We start from the raw sequence: 19,290 nt of genomic DNA, 5'->3' as shown, positions 1-19,290 counted from the left end.
TTCAATTTATCTTTTGGGATTGAGAAATGGAAATCCAGAAATACTTCAACAAACAATTAATGTTATTTTTGTCATCGTAATTTTAACGGTGGTACTTTATTTCTACTTTAAATTACCAAAATATTTAAAAATGCTGACAACACAAAATAAGTATGATGATTTGTTTAGAATTACCAAAATCGAATGTGAAAAAAATTATGAAAGTAATAAAATAGAATTTGAAATTTCACAAGACTAAATTTCGCTTAATTTCTAAATTGACGATGTTTTGATGAAAGTGCTATAATAACTAGCAAGCAAGGAAGTGAGCATAATGACAAACATTAAACTCGATAAATTGAGAATACGAATTAGCTCTGTTCAAAAAGTTTTGATGAAGCATTGTGCAGAGCTCAAATAAATTCATCAAGCAATAGTGAAGTAGCGTAAAATTACGTTTCTTTCATTTTGCTTGGGACTTCATTTTACTAAGAGCGATGGACGATGTGTTCGTCGTTTTAATTTGGAAATGGAGAAAATTATGGAAAAAAATTGGAAAAAGAATATTGTGCGTTTTTTAAGTGCACAAACAATATCATTATTTGGATCATCACTTGTACAGTATGCAATTATTTGGTATGTAACGTTATCTACATCATCAGGAATCATGCTTACAATATCAACATTATGTGGATTTCTACCGCAAATTTGTATCGCTGTTTTTGCGGGAACATGGATTGATAAATATAATCGGAAAAAGTTAATCATGTTATCAGATTCAGTAATTGCGTTAGCAACACTTGGATTGGCTTTACTGTTTCTATCAGGAAACAAAAATATTTGGGTATTATTTTTAGTGTTAATAATTCGTTCTGCTGGTGCTGGAATTCAAACGCCTGCAGTGAATGCAATGTTGCCACAAATCGTACCACAAGAAAATTTGATGAAAGTAAATGGTATCATGAGTACATGCAACTCTATCATGATGTTTTTATCACCAGCTGTAAGTGGTACAATCTTATCTGTATTTTCATTGGAAGTTACATTATTTATTGATGTAATTACTGCAATTATTGGCGTTAGCATTACGGCTTTTGTAAAAGTTGGGCAACTCATTAAGAATAATACGGAAGATAAAACGATGATACAAAATATGAAAGAAGGATTTCGATTTGTTAAAAACAATAAATTTGTTTTTAACTTACTTATCTTTCAAATGGTATCAATGTTTATGATAAGCCCATCTGCTTTTCTTACCCCACTAATGATAAGCAGGCGATTTGGTGAAGAAGTATGGCGACTCACTATGAGTGAAATGACATATAGTTTAGGGATGGTTATTGGGGGAATACTGATTACCACATGGGGAGGATTTAAAAATAGATTAAATACTGCTCTTGTTGCAGGAGCAATGTATGGATTCGTAATGATTGGGTTAGGGATATCACCGGTGTTTATTATCTATTTGATATGTAATACATTGATAGGAATAACAGCTCCTTGTTATAACACACCAATTACTGTTACCATACAAGAAAAAGTAGATTTAGATATGCAAGGACGAGTATTTAGTTTTATGCAGATTACAACATCGTGTATGTTGCCAATTGGAATGATGGTATATGGGCCTTTGGCAGATGTAGTGCCAGTCGAAACTATCTTGATAATTGCAGGTATTTTAGTAATTACAGCTGCTGCTATTTTTCACTTCAGTAAAGCATTAAAAAATTGAGGATTCTTATGGTATACTTAACCCATGAATAAGGGAGGGAATTGAATGAAAGCAGTCTTTTTTGATATGGATGGAGTATTGATTAATTCAGAAATATTCTATATGAATGGTATGTTTGCATGGCTAAAAGAAATTGGATTTAAAGGCACATTTGAAGATGTATGTACAGTGATTGGTACAACAATGGAAAAGACCTATGAAATGTTATATACCATGTTAGAAGGAAAGTACTCACTTGAAGAAATAATTGAAATGAATGATACTTATTTTAAAGAGCATCCAATTGATTATAAAAGTATAGCAAAAGAAGGCGGATTAGAAACATTCAAAGCACTCAAAGATGCAGGATATAAAATAGCGATTTGTTCATCATCTCCGCTTGATAATATCAAACACGTAGCAGAAGTGTGTGGATTTGAACCTTACTTAGATTTTGTAGTAAGTGGTGAACAGTTCGTACAAAGTAAGCCACATCCTGAAATATATCTTCATGCAGCAGAAGTTTTAAATGTCACACCAGAGGAATGTGTAGTGGTTGAAGACTCAGAATTTGGTATTCAAGCAGGAATCTCTGCGGGAATGATTGTTTTAGCATTAGAAGATAAGCGATTACCGAATAATCAAGCAAAAGCGACACAGATCATCAATAGTCTCAGTGAAGTTCAGGAACTCGTTGAGAAGTATAGTAAGAAATGTTAAAATAAACAGGTGAAATGAGGAAGACTATGGAACAAGTAATTAAAATTGAAGGTGGGCATCTATTAAATGGTGAGGTACGTATTAGTGGTTCTAAAAACGCAACTGTTGCGTTAATTCCGGCTGCTATTCTTGCGACAGGACCTATAACTATTGTTGGTGTTCCAAACATTTCGGATGTAGAGTCATTATCTGTTTTATTGAATGAATTGAATGTAGATGTAATTCATAAATCGCAAGATCATATTATTATTGATCCTACGAATATGGTTAATAAACCGTTAGAAAATCGTGCAGTAACCAAGCTAAGAGCTTCTTATTATTTCATGGGAGCATTACTTGGAAAGTATGGCGAAGTGAAGATGAAAATGCCAGGAGGATGTTATTTAGGACCTCGTCCTATTGATTTACATCTAAAAGGCTTTGAAGCATTGGGTGCAACAATTGATTATGTAGAAGGTAGTTATCATATTAAAGCAGAAAAACTTGTGGGTGCTAAAATATTCTTAGATGTATCTTCAGTAGGAGCGACAATTAACATTATGATGGCCGCTGTCCATGCAGAAGGACGTACAATTATTGAAAATGCCGCAAAAGAGCCGGAGATTATTGATGTGGCTACTTTATTGAATAAAATGGGTGCGCAAGTTCGTGGTGCAGGAACAAATGTGATAACAATCGATGGTGTTGAAAAACTAGATGGATGTTTTCATGAAATAATTCCTGATCGTATTGAAGCAGGAACATTTATTATCATGGCTGCAGCTGCGGCAGAAAAAATGAAAATTTCAAATATTATTCCCCAACACTTGGACAGTTTATTATCAAAACTTCAAGAAATGGGTGTGAAACTAGATGTTGATGTGGATAGCGTAACGGTTGAACGAACAGAAAATCTAAAGGCGGTAGATATTAAAACACTACCATACCCTGGGTTTGCGACTGATCTTCAACAACCATTAACAGCTTTATTGACACAAACAACAGGTGATTCAACAATCAAGGAGACAATTTATCCTGAACGTTTTAAACACTGTACAGAATTACAAAGAATGGGTGCAAATATTGAAGTGGGGCAAGGATTAAGTGTTACTCATGGTCCCACTAAATTATATGGAGATAGCGTTACTGCAACGGATTTACGTTGTGGTGCAAGTCTTGTTATTGCGGGTTTAATTGCAGAAGGTGTGACTGAAATTCATGACGTAAATCATATTGATCGTGGCTATGATGATTTAGATGGTAAACTTAAATCATTAGGAGCGACAATATGGCGCGAAACAGTTGAATAAATAGATAAAAAAACCATCCATTACTTGGTGGAAATTAGTTGATTTATTCAAAATGACATGATATTATATGTGGGCACTTACTTTGGACTCAAATGAGGTCTAAGGCGGAAGGAGAAGACGAATATGAAACAAGGAATACATCCTGAATACCAAAAATGCAAAGTTGTTTGTACAAGTTGTGGGAATGAATTCGAATCTGGATCAACTAAAAAAGAAATTCGTGTTGATACATGTTCTAACTGTCATCCATTCTATACAGGAAGACAACGTTTCGCAGCTGCTCAAGGTAGAATTGAGAAGTTCAACAAAAAGTTTGGCATGAAATAGAAGGTAAATATACCTTCTTTTTTTATTAGTTGACTATAACGTAACGTAATAGTTTAACATAATTATAGAAGGAGAAATATCATGAATGCTAAAGAGATAGCGAGTTTAATTGGATGTAGCGTCCGGACACTACATCATTATGATCAAATCGGATTATTAACCCCACATCGTAATGGGTTGAATGGATATCGTGAATATAGTGAAGAAGATATTGATCGATTGCAACAAATTTTATTCTTTAGACAATGTGGATTTACTCTTTCCAAAATAAAGGAACTTTTGAATAATTCTAATTTTAATCGTATGGAGGCGTATGAAATTCAAAGAAAAGCACTAGAATATGAGAAAATGCGAATTGAAAGAATGTTAAAACTATTAGATAAAACCTTAAGTTCTACAAAACAAGGAGGTAAGTTAACAATGAAGGAAAAATTACAAGATTTTGATCTTAACAACAATCCCTATGAAGAAGAGGCAATAAGAATATGGGGAAAAGCGAAGGTAGAAGAAAGTAAGAGATTTATTGCGGATAAATCAAGCAAAGAGCAAGATGCGATAACTGAGGGAATGGATCGATTATTCAAGGATTTAGCCTTGGTTTCTAAAGAAATGCCAGAATCTATAGTAGCTCAAGAGGCAATGGAAAAAATGTATACCTACATGAACGCTAATTTTGGGTATCACTATTCATATGAAGCATTTGGAAATTTGGGGAAAATGTATATTGAAGATGAGCGTTTCACAAAGAATGTAGATAAATACGGTGAGGGTCTATCGTTATTCTTATCAGAGGCTATGCGTATTTATGCTGATAATAAGCAAAAATAGAGAATTGAGCTGATTATTCAGCTCTTTCTTTTGGTTCTTTAGCCATTTTCATAAAGGTTAACCTGTGGTAGAATAGTATAGGAATTTTAAAAATAAGGGGTATCGAATTATGAGTATGATGTATCATCAATATCGCCCAGGATGGGTTGAAGTTATTTCAGGTTGCATGTTTGCCGGAAAAACTGAAGAATTAATAAGACGTGTTAAAGTATTAGAATTTGCAAAGAAAAATATTCTAGTTATCAAGCCAGCAATTGATAATCGATATAGTGACACAAAAGTAGTTTCTCATGCAGGGAGCTCAGTAGATAGCATTGTTGTTTCAAAATCTTCTGAAATCTTGGATCATGTCACAAAAGAAACAGATGTAATCGCAATTGATGAAGTACAATTCTTTGATGAAAATATTGCAGAAGTTTGTGATTATTTAGCTAAACATGGAAAGCGTGTTATGGTAGCAGGGCTAGATACAGATTTTAGAGGAGAGCCTTTTGGAATGATGGCGATTCTCATTACTGAAGCTGAGTTTGTAACAAAACTTACAGCGGTATGTAATAAATGCGGATCACCAGCTACAAGAACACAACGTTTGGTGGATGGTAATCCAGCAAGTTGGAATGATCCATTAATCTTGGTGGGTGCTTCAGAAAGTTATGAAGCAAGATGTCGCCATTGTCATGAAGTATTAGATAAACCTTCAAAACTTGGATTGTAGGAAACTCAATATGAGGAGAAAGTGTTGTTGATTATTAATCTAAGTACCAAATCCACTAGTTTAAAGTGGTTGTATTAGGATTTAAAATCAAGCTATTACTACAAGAATGATATAAAAGTGGTTTATAAAAATAAAAGGAGGATTCAACATGAGTGCAATCATAGAACGTCTTCAAAAAATTGAAGATCGTTATAATGAAATAAATGATTTATTAATTAGTGATGAAATTATTTCACAGCCAAAACTTATGGGTAAACTAGCAAAAGAACAAGCAGGTTTGAAACAAGCAGTTGACGCATATAAAGAATTGAAAAGTTACGAGTCTCGTATTAGCGAAGCACACGAATTATTAAAAGAGGACGACCATGAAATTAGAGAAATGGCACGTTTAGAATTAGATGAGTGTGAGCCAGCAAAAGAAGAATTATTAGAAAAAATTGAAATTTTATTAATACCAAGAGATGCGATTGATGATAACAATGCAATCGTTGAAATTCGTGGTGCTGCGGGTGGCGATGAAGGAAATATTTTTGCGGGAGATTTATATCGCATGTATTCTCGTTATGCAGAAACACAAGGATGGAAGACAGATATTATTGAAATGATGGAAGCTGAAGCAGGTGGATTCACACTTGTATCTTTCATTGTTAAGGGTGATGGAGCATATGGCCAATTAAAATTTGAAAATGGTTCTCACCGTGTACAACGTGTTCCAAAGACTGAAACACAAGGACGTATTCATACTTCAACAGCAACTGTATTAGTAAGTCCTGAAATTGCTGAAGAAGACTTTGAAATCAATATGAATGATTTAGAAATTGAAACAATGCGTGCAAGTGGTGCAGGTGGGCAACACGTTAATAAGACAGACTCAGCAGTACGTATTACACATATTCCAACGGGAATTTATGTAAAGTGCCAAGATGGGCGAAGTCAAATTGAAAACCGTGCAACTGCATTAAATACGATTCGTGCTAAAGTTTATGCAGAAATGAAACGTATTGAAGATGAAGCAAAAGATAAAGAACGTAAGAGTAAATTAGGAACAGGCGATCGTTCAGAAAAAATTCGTACGTATAACTATCCACAAAACCGTGTGACAGATCATCGTATTGGACTAACAATTACGCAATTAGATCGTATTATGGAAGGAAAACTAGATGATATAATCGCTGGTTTACTTCAAGAAGAACAAAGACAAAAGTTGGCAGGGAATTAATCATGCCAACTTTTAAACAACTTATACATCAATATACAGAAAAGTGTGCAGAACTTGATTTACCAGATCAAACAGCACTTACTTATCTAGTAGAACTAACACAAAAAAATCGTGTTGATTTATATATGAACTATGATGAAGAAGTTCCTGAAAAAGTAAAAGAAGAATATGAGTTGGGAATGACGAGAATTCTAAATCATGAACCTATGCAACATGTTCTTGGATATTCATGGTTTTATGGGTATCAATTTGTGGTTAATGCGAATGTTTTAATACCAAGACCAGAAACGGAAGAACTTGTATCACATATTTTGGCACATATCGATGAACATTTTCCAAAAGGAGAAATTATTTGTGCAGATATTGGAACGGGCAGTGGAGCAATAGCGATTTCGGTAGCTAAAGAAGAAGCTAGAGTAAAGATGTTTGCGACAGATATTAGTGAAGAAGCAATTGAAATTGCGAAGTTAAATGCTTTGAATAATGAAGCAAAAGTTGAATTTATGACTGGCGATATGTTACAACCATTAATTGATAAAGGAATTAAATTAGATGTACTCATCAGTAACCCGCCTTATATTCCTCAACAAGAAGTACTAGAGGAAGCTGTTATTGATTTTGAACCTCATGTAGCACTATTTGGTGGTGAAGATGGATTGAAATTTTACCGCGCAATTTTAGAAAATTGTAATAAGGTATTAAATGAGAAAGCGTTTATGGCTTTTGAAATGGGTTGGGATCAAAAAGAAACACTAACAAATGAAGTAAAAAAATATCTTCCAGATTCTAAAGTGGAAGTGATAAAAGATATAAATGGCAAGGACAGAATGCTATTTGTACTCATTGAGCCTAAGTAGGCTCTTTTTTTATTCTTGAAACGATATTATAAGATAATTTGTGACCAAAATGTCAGTACTAAGTGTTTTTAATATAATATTGTAATTGACACATTATATAACTTTGTAATAACATAGTTATATAAATGAGATTCATAAACAGAAAGGAAGTGAAGAAGTGAATTTTATTGAAGTATCAGATTCTGATATGTGGAGTGAAATACAAACGGAAGCAGAGATTGTTGAAAACTCATATAGAAAGAATATTGAAGTAATTCAAGCGATTTGCAATGAAGTAAAAAAAAGACCTATCAATAACGTTGTATTGGTAGGAAGGGGTTCTAGTGAACATGCACTTATTGTAGGAAAATATGTTTTTGAAATGTATACACCATATGTAACAAGTTTAAGTGCACCTTCGGTATTGACACTTTATGAAGGTAAACAGGATTTGAGTCATTCTTTGGTGATTGGTGTATCACAATGTGGCGAAGCGAGAGATGTTTGCACAGTAATTAAAAACTGTAAAGATCAAGGAGGAATTAGTGTAAGTATTACGAATGAACCGGAATGTTTAATGAGAAATGCAGGTGATTTTTATATTAATTGCGAATGTGGCAAAGAAAAAAGCTTTACTGCTGCAAAGTCATATATAGCTCAGCTGACAATTATTATTGCGTTGGCACTTCATATGAGTGAAAGAGAAGACTTAATTGATGAAATCAAAAATTTCGTGAAAATAACGCAAGATAGTTTAAATTTAGAATCACAAATAAGAAATATAATTCCACTTTTTAGAAATGTTAAAGATATTTTATTGATTGGAAGAGGTTTATCTTATGCAGTTTCTCAAGAAACGGAACTGAAGATACAAGAAGCGAGCTATACAAATGCTAAATCATATGCTGCAAGTGACTACCAGCACGGTCCAATCGCAACTACTGAGAGGTTTACTCCGATACTGTATTTTGCTAATGACATAAAAACTAATCAGTCAACTGTGGATCTCATGAAGAAATTGAAAAATGATTTTAAAACTACAAACATTATGGTTACAAATGATGAGGAGATTGCTAAAATGGCGGATTATGCAATTTTATTACCAAAAGAAGCGGAAGGATTACGAGGGGTTTATGCACTTGTAATTTTCTCTCAAATGTTTGCTTGTTTACTATCATTTGCTAGAGGTTACCACCCAGATAAGCCAATGGGCTTGTCTAAAACGACAATAACTTTTTAAAGTTAATTAATAGGAGAAGAATATGCAAATAACATTAATACAAGGTATATTACTAACAATCATGGTTTTCTTATTTGCTTGGGATGCGAGATGGGAAGCATTCTTTGTGTTTAGACCAATAGTGGTAGCGTTTTTTACAGGGGCAATATTAGGTGATGTGACACTAGGATTAAAGGCTGGAGCTATTGCGGAACTAGCTTATTTAGGATTATTAACGGTGGGGGGAACTGTTCCACCAAATCCATTAATTGCTGGCTTAATGACTACAGTTTTAGCTTACAAAAATGGAATAAGTGTTGAAGCTGCTTTAGGATTATCTTTACCTTTTGCATTGCTTATGCAATGGACAGTAATTGCTTGCCAATCTTTATTTTCTGGCTTCAATGTGTATCTAGACAAATACTCACAAGAAGGAAATTTTAAAAAGTTCTCTTTCTTTATATTTTTACCTGAGTTTATCTTGACAGGTTTATATGCCTTAATTGCTTTCTTATCAGTTTATGCACTACAAGATAGCATTACTTTGTTTGTTAATAGTTTCCCAGAATTCATTATAAGAGGATTTGATATAGCAGGAGGGATATTACCAGGTGTTGGTTTAGGGTTGTTGTTAAAAGTTATGGTAAAGAAAGAAAATGTCGCTTATCTAGTTATAGGTTTTCTACTAATGACCTTTATGGGATTCTCGAATGTACTACCTGTAGCACTTGCAGGTATGGCGGTTGCATTTATTAGTTTCTTAGCTGACACAAATAAAAAATCGGAGGTAAATACAAATGACGGTATCTAGAAATAAACTTTCAAAGAAAGATTTGACAAAAATAGGTTTGAGATCAATTATGTATCAAACAGGGTTTAACTTCCAAAGAATGCAGGCAGGGAGTTTTGCATGGTGTTTACTTCCAGCATTAAAGAAAATTTATGGAAATGATACAGAACAAATTGCGAAGTCACTATCAAATAATTTAGATTTTATTAATACTGAGCAACATGCTGCATCCTTTCTTATGGGACTACTTCTTTCGATGGAAGAAAATGGAGAAGATAGGGAATTGATTAAAAGTATAAAAACAGGTTTGTTTGGTCCTTTTGCTGGTTTAGGCGATGCTGTTTTCTGGTTTACCTTGCTACCAATTACAGCGGCTATCTGTTCATCATTAAATAATCAAAATTTAGTTGTTGGGCCTTTATTATTTATTGCAATATGGGCAGTCTTAGCATATTCAAGAGTTTGGTTTGTTCACGCAGGATATAAATTGGGGACAAGTGCTGTTTCTAAATTAACCACGAATGCAAAGCCATTAACAAAAGCAGCTGGAATTCTAGGTGTAATGGTTGTAGGTGCTATGGTTCCAATCTATGTAAAGTTTGCTTTTCCAGAAGAAATTGTATTATTCAATGTCGTAGGATTGCAATCGATATTTGATGCAATTATTCCAAATTTACTCCCTGCTCTAATTGTTGGTCTATTTTACTTTTTGTTCAAAAAGAAAAATATTAATATTATTACATTGATTGCTTCAATCATTGTTGTATCAATACTATTGGCATTAACTGGGATTATGTAAATGAGTCCAAATATAGTATTTACAAGAATAGATAATCGATTAGTGCATGGACAAGTAGGAAGTACTTGGATCAGTTCAACAAATGCAAATTTGATTGTCGTTGTCGATGATGAAGCAGCTACTAATTTAGTTCAACAGCAATTGATGAGAATGACATCAGACGGAGCAGGAGTAGGGATACGTTTTTTTACAACGCAAAAAACAATAGAAATTATTAGTAAAGCATCAGCTGAACAAAAAATATTTTTGATTGCAAAAACACCGAGTGTAATTCGTGAATTACTTAACGGGAATGTTCCTATTAAGAATGTAAATATAGGAAACATGCATTTTTCTGAAGGAAAAAAAGAATACATTGATGCTCACGTTTATGTTGATCAAAAAGATATTGAGGATATAGCATATATTAAAAGTAAGGTGGAAGAAATTTTTATACAAATGCTTCCAACCGATAGAAAGCAAGTAATATAATGATTTTATGTTCTAGTATGATGTGTATTGATTATGATAATTTGAAGGATGAAGTTATCTCTTTAGATGAAGCGGGTATTGATATATTTCATTGTGATGTGATGGATGGAAATTTTGTATCTAACTTATCAATGGGATTAAATGACATAAAATGTATTCGGAAAAACACTTCAAGAAAAGTAGATGTCCATTTAATGATGAATAATCCAAGCAACATTATTGATACAATTATTAATCTAGGTGTTGATATTATCTACATTCATCCCGAATCGGAAAGAAAATTACTTAGAACAATCGAAAAAATAAAAGATCGAAATGTGGGTGTGGGACTGGCGATTAATCCCGAGACAAGTGTAGAATCAATATTGGAAGTTTTGTATTACGTAGACTATTTGCTTATTATGACAGTAAATCCAGGTTTTGCAGGTCAAAAATTTATCAAGCATACGTTAAATAAAATTTTGAAATTGATAGAATTAAAAGAAAACTTTGATTATCAGATTATTATTGATGGAGCATGTTCATTAGAAGTGATTAATGATTTAAGTTCCAAAGGAGTAGATGGTTTTGTATTAGGAACAAGTGCATTGTTTGGAAAGATGCAAAAATATGAAGATATTTTGATGGATATACGTAAGAAAAAGTGATGGAATAGTCCATCCTTTTTCATAAACTTATTTGAGAATAACAAAATAATGAAGTATAATAACTATGTAATGTTATTGGAGGAAAAATGAAATTAAATACAAAAGAAATAGAATTATTAATTGATTCTACTTTATTACGCCCTAATGTTACCGAAGAAGAAATTAAGAATCATTGTAAAGAAGCAAAGGAATATAAGTTTAAATCTGTTGCAGTTAATTCAAGTCAAGTAAAAAAATGTAAAGAATTACTAGAAGATAGTGGTGTTCTTGTAGGTGCAGCAATTAGTTTCCCTTTAGGACAAACAACAATTGAGACAAAGTTATCAGAAATTGAGAATGCTATTCAAGATGGTGTTGATGAAATTGATTACGTAATCAATATTGGGAAAGTAAAAGATAGCGACTTTAATTATATTGAAGAAGAAATGAAACGAATTGTAGAGTTATGTAGACGTCATAAGGTGACTTCAAAAGTAATTTTAGAAACCTGTTATTTAACAAAAGAAGAGATAGTAAGCGTTTCAACAATTGCTAGAAAGATTAGACCGAATTTTGTGAAGACATCAACAGGTTTTGGAACTGCTGGAGCATGTGTAGAAGATGTTGAACTGATGAAAAGTATCGTTCATGATGAAGTAGCAATCAAGGCTTCAGGAGGAATTCGTGATTTGGAACTATTGGAAAAAATGATTTCTGTAGGTGCAACGAGAATTGGAACATCGAAAGGTGCTCAAATTATAAAGCAAATAAATTCAATAAAATAGGAGATAGATTATGGATTATATTAAAATTAACAAGTTCTCATCAATTCCGCTATACATTCAATTAAAAGAATCAATAAAAAATGCAATACTTGTTGGCAGACTGAAACAAGGAGATCAAATTCCAACAGAAGCTGATGTATGTAATATCTTTGGTTTGTCAAGAACGGTAACAAGACAGGCATATTATGATTTGATGGCTGAAGGATATATCGTTCGATATAAGAGTAGAGGGACTTTTGTAAAGAATGCAGATATAAGTACGGGATTTTTTAAAGAAATTAAAAGTTTTAATGAGGAAATGAGACGCGCAGGATATAATCCAAGAACAGTTGTTTTGAGTAAAGGTGAAGAGGTAGCAAGTGAAGAAATTGCAAAGTTGCTTGAAATTAATGCCGGTGATCCTTATTTAAGGGTGAAAAGACTTAGATTTAGAAATGATGTACCTGTTGTATATGTAGATGCATTCATTAAGAAGGACAAACTTACAGGACTTTTAGATTTTGATTTAGAAAATAATTCCTTATATGAAACAATGGAAAAGGAATTTGGAATTAAAATTTGTAGAACTTGCAAAACATTTGAAGCAAGAATTATAGAAAATCAGTATGCTGACTTGTTGAAAGTAAAACGTGACTCAGCTGTTCAATATGTTGAAAGTAAAGATTACGATCAGGATGCTTCGCTTATTTCTTATGATATTTCGATTTATGTTGGAGAAAGAAATAGTTTTGAAGTCGATATAAATAATCTTAAATAGAAAAAATATTGATACAATGTTTTATTTATTGTTGTAGATAGTATTTTAGCTATAAAATCTCGTTATTAGTAAAATTTAAGTAATGATAACGAGGAGTTTATGATGGAAAAAATATTAGATTTAGTTTTAACGGATCTTGTTAACTACGCAATTCTCTTTTTTGAATTTATTGGTGTTATTATTTTAATTATTTCAGGAATAAAGGGGTTAATTAATTATATTAACAAAAATCCTAAAACTAGACTTGATTTAGCAAAAGGAATGGCGATGGGGTTGGAGTTCAAATTAGGAAGTGAGATTTTAAGAACGGTTATTGCGCAAGATGTTAATGATTTGATAATAACAGGTTTTGTTGTAATTCTAAGGGCGGCTTTGACGTTTTTAATTCATTGGGAAATAAAGAATCAAGAAATGGCACGTATTACGACACAAGGAACAGCAGAACAAAAAGATTAAGGGGAAGAAATCCCCTTTTTTGTTGTTAACAGGGTAAAAACAACAGATATAACCACGATATAACCGAATAAAACAAAACTTCATTAAAAAATTACAGGTGCTTTGTATTATAACCACCATATAACCACGCATTGTTATGATAGATTTATCAAAAATGAATAGAGGGATTAGTGCCATGAAAAATAAAGAAAGAAAATTAGGACCTATTTTAAAAAATATTTTAAGTGCTATTACTGTATTAGCAGTTGTTTCATCAATTGCCATGCCAGTATATGCAGAAGAAGATATTCAAATAGAAACAATGAGTGAACCAGTACAAGTTGAAACGGAAGTTTTAGTTCAAGAAGTTATTGAAGAAACACCTGTAGCAATGATGGCGGAAATTCCTGCAGAGTATACAGTTCAATTTGTTTTAGATAATCCAACAGATGGAGTATATACTTATGGAACAACTGAAATCAAAGTAACAGCTGGATCAAACGTAAATTTAAATTTAATTCCTAATTTTGTAAGTTCAGGCGAAAGAAAGCTAATTGGATGGACAATTAATGGTCAAGCTATGACAGGTTATGCAAATCCATATATGTACTTCATGTACAATAGAACTATCAATGAAAACAAAGTAGTAAAACCAGTATTTGGAGCATATACAGAATATACAATTCAATTGGGCGTTAAAGAATTAAATACAGGTTGGTTAACAGGTCAAGTAACATTTATGTATTCAAGAGATATTCCATTCACTACAGTATTTACTGAAACAAACTTTAATCAAGTTGAAGCGCCAATGGGTTACTATTTCAAAGGGTGGGAACTTAATGGTGTTCTTTATAAAACATACACTGCATTGAGTGAAGAGGCATCAAAAATTCAAAATCAAGCAATTGACTTAACAGCAGTATTTGGGAAAATAGCATTCACAATAGAATTTTTTGTGGATGAAAATAGTAAAGGACTAGTTTCTTTTGAAAATGGAACGGATTATATCAAATTTGTATCGGATACAAAAAATGTAAATGGATACAGTATTATTCAGAAAGTACCTACATTAACTATTGCAGAAGGATATGAAATTGATACTTGGGTATTTGGACAAAGAAACCCAATGAATTATACACAAGAAGAAGTGAATGCTTACTTTATGGCTGATGACTTTAGTTGTAATCAATACTTCACAATTAAAGTTAAGAAAAGTTTAGAAAATAGTACAAATCTTCCAGTAGATTCTGAAAATAGCGAATTATCAAAGGATGATACAAATAATAGCAACACAAATGATACACAAGAAGGAAAAGGCTCTGATGGCGAAGAAGTAAGAAAAGAAACAGTAGTACAAGAACAAGTAAATAACGTAATTACTGAAATTGCACCGGAGTTAGTTCAACTACAAACTGTTCCAGCTACTGAAGAAGTAGCAACGGTTTTACCAGTTACTTTAGAAGATTCAACGATTGAAGCAACAGATAAGAATGAAAGTCTTAATAGTACAATCATTGCTGATGAAGAAACACCATTAGCGTTGAATAACAAAGGTACTTGGGCACTATTTAATTTACTTTCTATGGGTCTTACAATTATTCTAGCAATCTTCTTTCTATTCAAAAAAAATAAAGAAAATGAAGAAGAAACAACAGAAGTTTATTATAAAAAATGGGCTAAAGTGATGATGATTTGTATTGCGGTATTATCTTTAGTTGCCTTTGTCTTAACTGAAAATATGTCATTACCAATGGTAATGGTAGATAAGTATACAGTTGTGATGTTTGTTATCGCTGTGGCACAAATTGTAATGATGGTTATGGGTAAGAAAAAAATAGAAGTTGAAGAGAAAGAAACATTATCAACAAAAGCATAAAATAAACTGTTTGGGAAACTGAACAGTTTTTTATTTATCTACGTTTAAAAATAACTTTTAAAGCTTTCTTGTTTGTGGTATAAAGTATGCTAAAATAGGTGTAATGAATTGAGGGATAGATATGGCTAAAATAGTAGATATCACACAGTGGAAAGAAGCGAGTGAAATTTTAAAAGAAGGTGGCTTGGTTGCGTTTGCAACAGATACCATTTATGGAATTGCATGTCGTTATGATAATCAAGCATCGCAAGAAAAACTTAAACATGCTAAAGCAAGACCAGAGGAAAAATCATTACCACTTGTTGTAGGTAATTTAGCACAATGTGAAGAAATTGCAGAAATTACAAGTAGAGAAAAAAAGATAATTGAAAAATGGCTACCGGGAGCAATAACACTTATACTAAAAAAAAAGTCCTGTGTTCCTGACTGGGTAACAAATGGAAAAGATACATTAGCAGTTAGAATGATTGATGTTACTGGAATCAATGAGATGATTCAAGATGTTGGTGTACCATTATTTCTAACAAGTGCAAATTTATCGGGTGAACCTGTTTGCCAAGATGCAAATGAGGTTAATGAAAGATTAGGTAACAAAATAGAAGTAATTCTTGATGGAAAACATCGTGATGGTCTTGCGAGTACAATCTTAGACTGTACACAAGATGAATTAGTTGTTTTACGTCAAGGACCAATTCAATTAGAAGATATATTAAAATCATTGGAGGGATAATCATGAAAGATATGATCGTATTGGAAGCATTAAATCTAGAAACAAAGCGTCAAAAAAATAATATTGAATTAATCGCATCAGAAAATTTTGTTTCAAAAGATGTTCGTGAAATTACTGGATCAATTCTTACAAATAAATATGCCGAAGGATATCCAGGGAAACGCTACTATGGTGGCTGTGTATATGTTGATATGATTGAAAATATAGCACGTGATCGTTTATGTGAATTATTTCATGCTGAACATGCAAATGTTCAACCTCACTCAGGTTCTCAAGCGAACATGGCTGTTTACATGTCTGTATTGAATCCTGGAGATAAAGTTTTAGGAATGGATTTAAATAGTGGTGGGCATTTAACACATGGTCATAGTTTAAACTTCTCAGGAAGACTTTATCAATTCTTCAGTTATGGCGTAGACAAAGAAACTGAAATGATTGATTATGAAGATGTAAGACGAATTGCAAATGAAGTAAAACCTCAAATGATTGTTTGTGGAGCAAGTGCATATCCACGAGAAATTGACTTCAAAAAATTTAGAGAAATTGCAGATGAAGTAGGGGCATATCTTATGGTTGATATGGCACACATTGCCGGATTAGTTGCAACAGGGTATCATATGTCACCAGTTCCATATGCCGATTTTGTTACTAGTACAACACATAAAACATTACGTGGACCTCGTGGTGGAATTATTTTATGTAAAGAAAAATATGCTCAAGTCTTGGACAAAAATGTATTCCCAGGTATTCAAGGCGGACCACTAATGCATGTAATTGGTGGTAAGGCAATTTGCTTTGGTGAAGCTTTAGAACCTTCATTTAAAGATTATGCAAAACAAATCATTACAAACTGTAAGGCATTAGCTGAATCACTTAATGAAGAAGGATTTAGATTAGTGACAGGTGGTACGGATAATCACTTAATTCTAGTGGATGTGAAATCATCAATTGGAATGACAGGGAAAGAAGCTGAGAAGCTTTTAGATGAAATAAATATTACATGTAACAAGAATACAATTCCTTTTGATACAGAAAAACCATTTACAACAAGTGGAATACGTTTAGGTACTGCAGCTATGACAACAAAAGGATTTAAAGAAGAAGAATTCAAACAAGTTGGAAAATGGATTGCGGATGTCTTGAAAAATCCAAGTGAAGATAATATTACAAAGATAAAACAAGAAGTTGTTGATCTAACAGAAAAATTTATATTCGAATAAGCCAGATTAATTCTGGCTTTTATATTGACGTTAAGAAATATAGCCACTATAATAGACCATATGGTCTATTATAGTGGAGGATTATATGAAAAAGGAACAAAAAACGGCAATTACCAAAGAAAAAATTATTAAAATAGCTCTTGATGAATTTGGAGAAAATGGTTATTCTGGGACAACTTTGAATACAATTTGTAAAGCTGGAGTATCAAAAGGATTGTTTTATCATAACTTTGCAAGCAAAGATGATTTGTATTTGGAGTGTGTTAAGCGATGTTTTGATAGTTTAATTGATTTCATTGAAAAACAAGATATTGGAACTGATTCACAAAAATACTTAGCAGTCCGTTTAGAATTTTTACGGGACAATAAAAATTATGCACGCTTATTTTTTGAAAGTCTTATGCAACCACCAAGAAGTTTAGAAAGTAGTATCAATGAAATAAAAAAAGAGTTTGATTCACTAAATAAGAATATTTATATGAATATATTAAATTCTGTAAAACTTCGCAATGGAATTACATATGAAAATGCGATGAACTATTTTACGTTGATGCAAACAATGTTTAATGGTTATTTTAGTAGTCCCATATCAAATGAGATATCAATTGCAGAATGTATTGACTTACATGAAGAATATTTGTCAAAGATAATAGATTTCATGATTTTTGGAATTGCAGAAAGAGGATAAGAAAATGATAGTTAATTGGATAATTTGTATTGCGTTTGCTTATGTCGTCGGAAAATTGATAACGTTAGTTAAACTTCCTTCAATTCTAGGTTGGTTAATAGCAGGTATGATTGTGGGTCCTAATGCACTGGGGATCTTGTCTACTGATTTATTAAATACTTCAGGATATGAAATGACTTTACATATTTTAGAATGTGCAGTTGGTTTAATGATTGGTACTGAACTTGTATGGAATCGTATTAAGAAAAGTGGAACAGCACTGATTATAACAACCTTGACTCAATCATTAGGGACTTTTGTTTCAGTGACATTCGTATTTAGCTTAGTGTTTCTATTTATGGATATTCCGCTTTACCTCGCTTTCATTTTTGGTGGTATAGCATTAGCTACAGCACCAGCGCCAGCCTTGTCAATTGTCAGAGAATTTAAAACAGATGGGCCAGTAACAAAAACACTAATACCAATGGCAGCATTAGATGATGTAGTAGGAGTTGTAGTCTTCTTTACAGTCATTGCGGTTGTCGCAAGAAGTATTTCAGGTCAAGATATGTCATTGATTGTGATTCCAATAATGATTCTGTTACCACTTGTAATTGGCTTTTTTACAGGATTACCAGCAGGTTTACTTTTAAAGAAAAAGAATTCTAAAACATGGACATTGGTCGTTCTAATAAGCATGATTTTATTGACTGCATTTGTTGGAATTTTATGTAACACATACTTAATGCCAGCACCAATCTTAAATTTTATGTTGATGGGAATGGCTTTTTCAGCAACCTTCTCAAATATGGTTTCAGAAGAGAGATTGAATGAAATCATGGAAGGATTTAATCCGTTTTTAGGAATTTCCATGATTGTTGTTATTTTAAATCTAGGAGCACCTTTAGATTATAAAGCGGTGTTTAGTGCAGGGCTGTTTACTGTTATTTATATCGTTGTACGAGGAATAGGAAAATATAGTGGAGCACGAATTGGTGCAAAACTAACTAATATGCCAATTACTGTTCAAAAATATTTGGGGTTTACGCTACTACCTCATTCAGGAGTATCACTCATATTCACTGGAATTGCAGTTTCAGTTCTATATGAACAAGCTCCTGAATGTGCAGTAATCATTCAAGGAACAATTGCCGCTGCCGCCGTTCTTAATGAAATTATTGCAGTTATTGCAGCCAAAAAAGGATTTGAGTGGGCAGGCGAATTTAATAAAGCAACCAACTAAATAATCTCCATAAAATCATGTGAAAAAATACACGACTAATAATATTCG

The 19,290-nt window shown here is 32.6% G+C and carries 22 protein-coding genes; all 22 read left to right on the top strand.

From position 1 onward, the window contains the following. The coding region (locus RSB60_RS01375; RefSeq protein ID WP_332614104.1) for a hypothetical protein at positions 1–238 on the top strand (238 nt) is incomplete at its 5' end. A 282-nt stretch (positions 239–520) separates the two neighbouring features. Further along, complete coding sequence (locus RSB60_RS01370) at positions 521–1,711, top strand: MFS transporter (protein WP_332614102.1); 1,191 nt, start codon at positions 521–523, stop codon at positions 1,709–1,711. Positions 1,712–1,756: 45 nt separating this feature from the next. Then, complete coding sequence (locus tag RSB60_RS01365; RefSeq protein WP_332614100.1) at positions 1,757–2,410, top strand: HAD family hydrolase; 654 nt, start codon at positions 1,757–1,759, stop codon at positions 2,408–2,410. A gap of 26 nt (positions 2,411–2,436) precedes the next feature. Beyond that, entirely contained in the window at positions 2,437–3,699 is a 1,263-nt protein-coding gene (locus RSB60_RS01360; protein WP_323381154.1) for a UDP-N-acetylglucosamine 1-carboxyvinyltransferase, read from the top strand. A 123-nt stretch (positions 3,700–3,822) separates the two neighbouring features. Then, entirely contained in the window at positions 3,823–4,026 is a 204-nt protein-coding gene (gene rpmE, locus RSB60_RS01355) for a 50S ribosomal protein L31 (RefSeq protein WP_323381155.1), read from the top strand. Positions 4,027–4,107: 81 nt separating this feature from the next. Continuing rightward, positions 4,108–4,854, top strand: a complete 747-nt coding sequence (locus tag RSB60_RS01350) for a MerR family transcriptional regulator (RefSeq protein ID WP_332614098.1) — start codon at positions 4,108–4,110, stop codon at positions 4,852–4,854. A gap of 118 nt (positions 4,855–4,972) precedes the next feature. Further along, positions 4,973–5,569 (top strand): thymidine kinase, encoded by a 597-nt coding sequence (locus tag RSB60_RS01345; protein ID WP_323381230.1) that lies wholly within the window; start codon positions 4,973–4,975, stop codon positions 5,567–5,569. Positions 5,570–5,717: 148 nt separating this feature from the next. Beyond that, a complete protein-coding gene (gene prfA / locus RSB60_RS01340) occupies positions 5,718–6,788 on the top strand; it encodes a peptide chain release factor 1 (RefSeq protein WP_332614096.1) in 1,071 nt (356 codons plus the stop codon). A gap of 2 nt (positions 6,789–6,790) precedes the next feature. Next, a complete protein-coding gene (prmC, locus tag RSB60_RS01335) occupies positions 6,791–7,645 on the top strand; it encodes a peptide chain release factor N(5)-glutamine methyltransferase (RefSeq protein ID WP_332614094.1) in 855 nt (284 codons plus the stop codon). A 157-nt stretch (positions 7,646–7,802) separates the two neighbouring features. Continuing rightward, positions 7,803–8,864: an SIS domain-containing protein gene (locus RSB60_RS01330; RefSeq protein ID WP_332614092.1), complete on the top strand. Its 1,062-nt coding sequence runs from the start codon at positions 7,803–7,805 to the stop codon at positions 8,862–8,864. Positions 8,865–8,886: 22 nt separating this feature from the next. Continuing rightward, positions 8,887–9,654 (top strand): PTS sugar transporter subunit IIC, encoded by a 768-nt coding sequence (locus RSB60_RS01325; protein ID WP_332614090.1) that lies wholly within the window; start codon positions 8,887–8,889, stop codon positions 9,652–9,654. Then, on the top strand, positions 9,641–10,432 hold the full coding sequence (locus RSB60_RS01320) for a PTS system mannose/fructose/sorbose family transporter subunit IID (RefSeq protein ID WP_332614088.1): 792 nt from the start codon (positions 9,641–9,643) through the stop codon (positions 10,430–10,432). Before RSB60_RS01325 ends, RSB60_RS01320 begins: the two co-directional genes overlap by 14 nt. Beyond that, positions 10,433–10,903 (top strand): PTS galactosamine transporter subunit IIB, encoded by a 471-nt coding sequence (agaB, locus tag RSB60_RS01315; RefSeq protein WP_332614086.1) that lies wholly within the window; start codon positions 10,433–10,435, stop codon positions 10,901–10,903. Beyond that, on the top strand, positions 10,903–11,550 hold the full coding sequence (locus tag RSB60_RS01310) for a ribulose-phosphate 3-epimerase (RefSeq protein WP_332614084.1): 648 nt from the start codon (positions 10,903–10,905) through the stop codon (positions 11,548–11,550). The genes agaB and RSB60_RS01310 overlap by 1 nt, the downstream gene beginning before the upstream one ends. Before the next feature lie 86 nt (positions 11,551–11,636). Then, on the top strand, positions 11,637–12,314 hold the full coding sequence (gene deoC / locus RSB60_RS01305; RefSeq protein ID WP_332614082.1) for a deoxyribose-phosphate aldolase: 678 nt from the start codon (positions 11,637–11,639) through the stop codon (positions 12,312–12,314). 10 nt (positions 12,315–12,324) lie between these two features. Then, on the top strand, positions 12,325–13,071 hold the full coding sequence (locus RSB60_RS01300) for a GntR family transcriptional regulator (protein WP_332614080.1): 747 nt from the start codon (positions 12,325–12,327) through the stop codon (positions 13,069–13,071). 102 nt (positions 13,072–13,173) lie between these two features. Beyond that, the gene (locus RSB60_RS01295; RefSeq protein ID WP_332614078.1) at positions 13,174–13,527 is read left to right on the top strand and encodes a DUF1622 domain-containing protein; all 354 of its coding nucleotides are present in this window, start codon (positions 13,174–13,176) and stop codon (positions 13,525–13,527) included. Between the two features lie 175 nt (positions 13,528–13,702). Further along, positions 13,703–15,382 carry a hypothetical protein gene (locus RSB60_RS01290; RefSeq protein WP_332614076.1) on the top strand — a complete coding sequence of 560 codons (1,680 nt, stop codon included), beginning with the start codon at positions 13,703–13,705 and terminating at the stop codon, positions 15,380–15,382. A gap of 121 nt (positions 15,383–15,503) precedes the next feature. Beyond that, entirely contained in the window at positions 15,504–16,112 is a 609-nt protein-coding gene (locus tag RSB60_RS01285; RefSeq protein WP_332614074.1) for an L-threonylcarbamoyladenylate synthase, read from the top strand. 2 nt (positions 16,113–16,114) lie between these two features. Continuing rightward, positions 16,115–17,332: a serine hydroxymethyltransferase gene (glyA, locus tag RSB60_RS01280; RefSeq protein ID WP_332475149.1), complete on the top strand. Its 1,218-nt coding sequence runs from the start codon at positions 16,115–16,117 to the stop codon at positions 17,330–17,332. Positions 17,333–17,417: 85 nt separating this feature from the next. Continuing rightward, positions 17,418–18,020, top strand: coding sequence for a TetR/AcrR family transcriptional regulator (locus RSB60_RS01275; RefSeq protein WP_332614071.1), 603 nt, complete (start codon positions 17,418–17,420; stop codon positions 18,018–18,020). A gap of 4 nt (positions 18,021–18,024) precedes the next feature. Beyond that, complete coding sequence (locus RSB60_RS01270; RefSeq protein WP_332614069.1) at positions 18,025–19,242, top strand: cation:proton antiporter; 1,218 nt, start codon at positions 18,025–18,027, stop codon at positions 19,240–19,242. The last annotated feature ends 48 nt before the right edge of the window (positions 19,243–19,290 follow it).

The organism is Anaerorhabdus sp., assembly GCF_036657415.1.
GTDB lineage: Bacteria > Bacillota_I > Bacilli_A > Erysipelotrichales > Erysipelotrichaceae > Anaerorhabdus.
Note: the sequence above shows the minus strand (reverse complement) of the source record. Positions and strands in the feature narration are given on the sequence as shown.

Coding starts and splice junctions, on each gene's coding strand:
- RSB60_RS01370 (WP_332614102.1), top strand. CDS start 521: ATGGAAAAAAATTGGAAAAAGAATATTGTGCGTTTTTTAAGTGCACAA.
- RSB60_RS01365 (WP_332614100.1), top strand. CDS start 1,757: ATGAAAGCAGTCTTTTTTGATATGGATGGAGTATTGATTAATTCAGAA.
- RSB60_RS01360 (WP_323381154.1), top strand. CDS start 2,437: ATGGAACAAGTAATTAAAATTGAAGGTGGGCATCTATTAAATGGTGAG.
- rpmE (WP_323381155.1), top strand. CDS start 3,823: ATGAAACAAGGAATACATCCTGAATACCAAAAATGCAAAGTTGTTTGT.
- RSB60_RS01350 (WP_332614098.1), top strand. CDS start 4,108: ATGAATGCTAAAGAGATAGCGAGTTTAATTGGATGTAGCGTCCGGACA.
- RSB60_RS01345 (WP_323381230.1), top strand. CDS start 4,973: ATGTATCATCAATATCGCCCAGGATGGGTTGAAGTTATTTCAGGTTGC.
- prfA (WP_332614096.1), top strand. CDS start 5,718: ATGAGTGCAATCATAGAACGTCTTCAAAAAATTGAAGATCGTTATAAT.
- prmC (WP_332614094.1), top strand. CDS start 6,791: ATGCCAACTTTTAAACAACTTATACATCAATATACAGAAAAGTGTGCA.
- RSB60_RS01325 (WP_332614090.1), top strand. CDS start 8,887: ATGCAAATAACATTAATACAAGGTATATTACTAACAATCATGGTTTTC.
- RSB60_RS01320 (WP_332614088.1), top strand. CDS start 9,641: ATGACGGTATCTAGAAATAAACTTTCAAAGAAAGATTTGACAAAAATA.
- agaB (WP_332614086.1), top strand. CDS start 10,433: ATGAGTCCAAATATAGTATTTACAAGAATAGATAATCGATTAGTGCAT.
- RSB60_RS01310 (WP_332614084.1), top strand. CDS start 10,903: ATGATTTTATGTTCTAGTATGATGTGTATTGATTATGATAATTTGAAG.
- deoC (WP_332614082.1), top strand. CDS start 11,637: ATGAAATTAAATACAAAAGAAATAGAATTATTAATTGATTCTACTTTA.
- RSB60_RS01300 (WP_332614080.1), top strand. CDS start 12,325: ATGGATTATATTAAAATTAACAAGTTCTCATCAATTCCGCTATACATT.
- RSB60_RS01295 (WP_332614078.1), top strand. CDS start 13,174: ATGGAAAAAATATTAGATTTAGTTTTAACGGATCTTGTTAACTACGCA.
- RSB60_RS01290 (WP_332614076.1), top strand. CDS start 13,703: ATGAAAAATAAAGAAAGAAAATTAGGACCTATTTTAAAAAATATTTTA.
- RSB60_RS01285 (WP_332614074.1), top strand. CDS start 15,504: ATGGCTAAAATAGTAGATATCACACAGTGGAAAGAAGCGAGTGAAATT.
- glyA (WP_332475149.1), top strand. CDS start 16,115: ATGAAAGATATGATCGTATTGGAAGCATTAAATCTAGAAACAAAGCGT.
- RSB60_RS01275 (WP_332614071.1), top strand. CDS start 17,418: ATGAAAAAGGAACAAAAAACGGCAATTACCAAAGAAAAAATTATTAAA.
- RSB60_RS01270 (WP_332614069.1), top strand. CDS start 18,025: ATGATAGTTAATTGGATAATTTGTATTGCGTTTGCTTATGTCGTCGGA.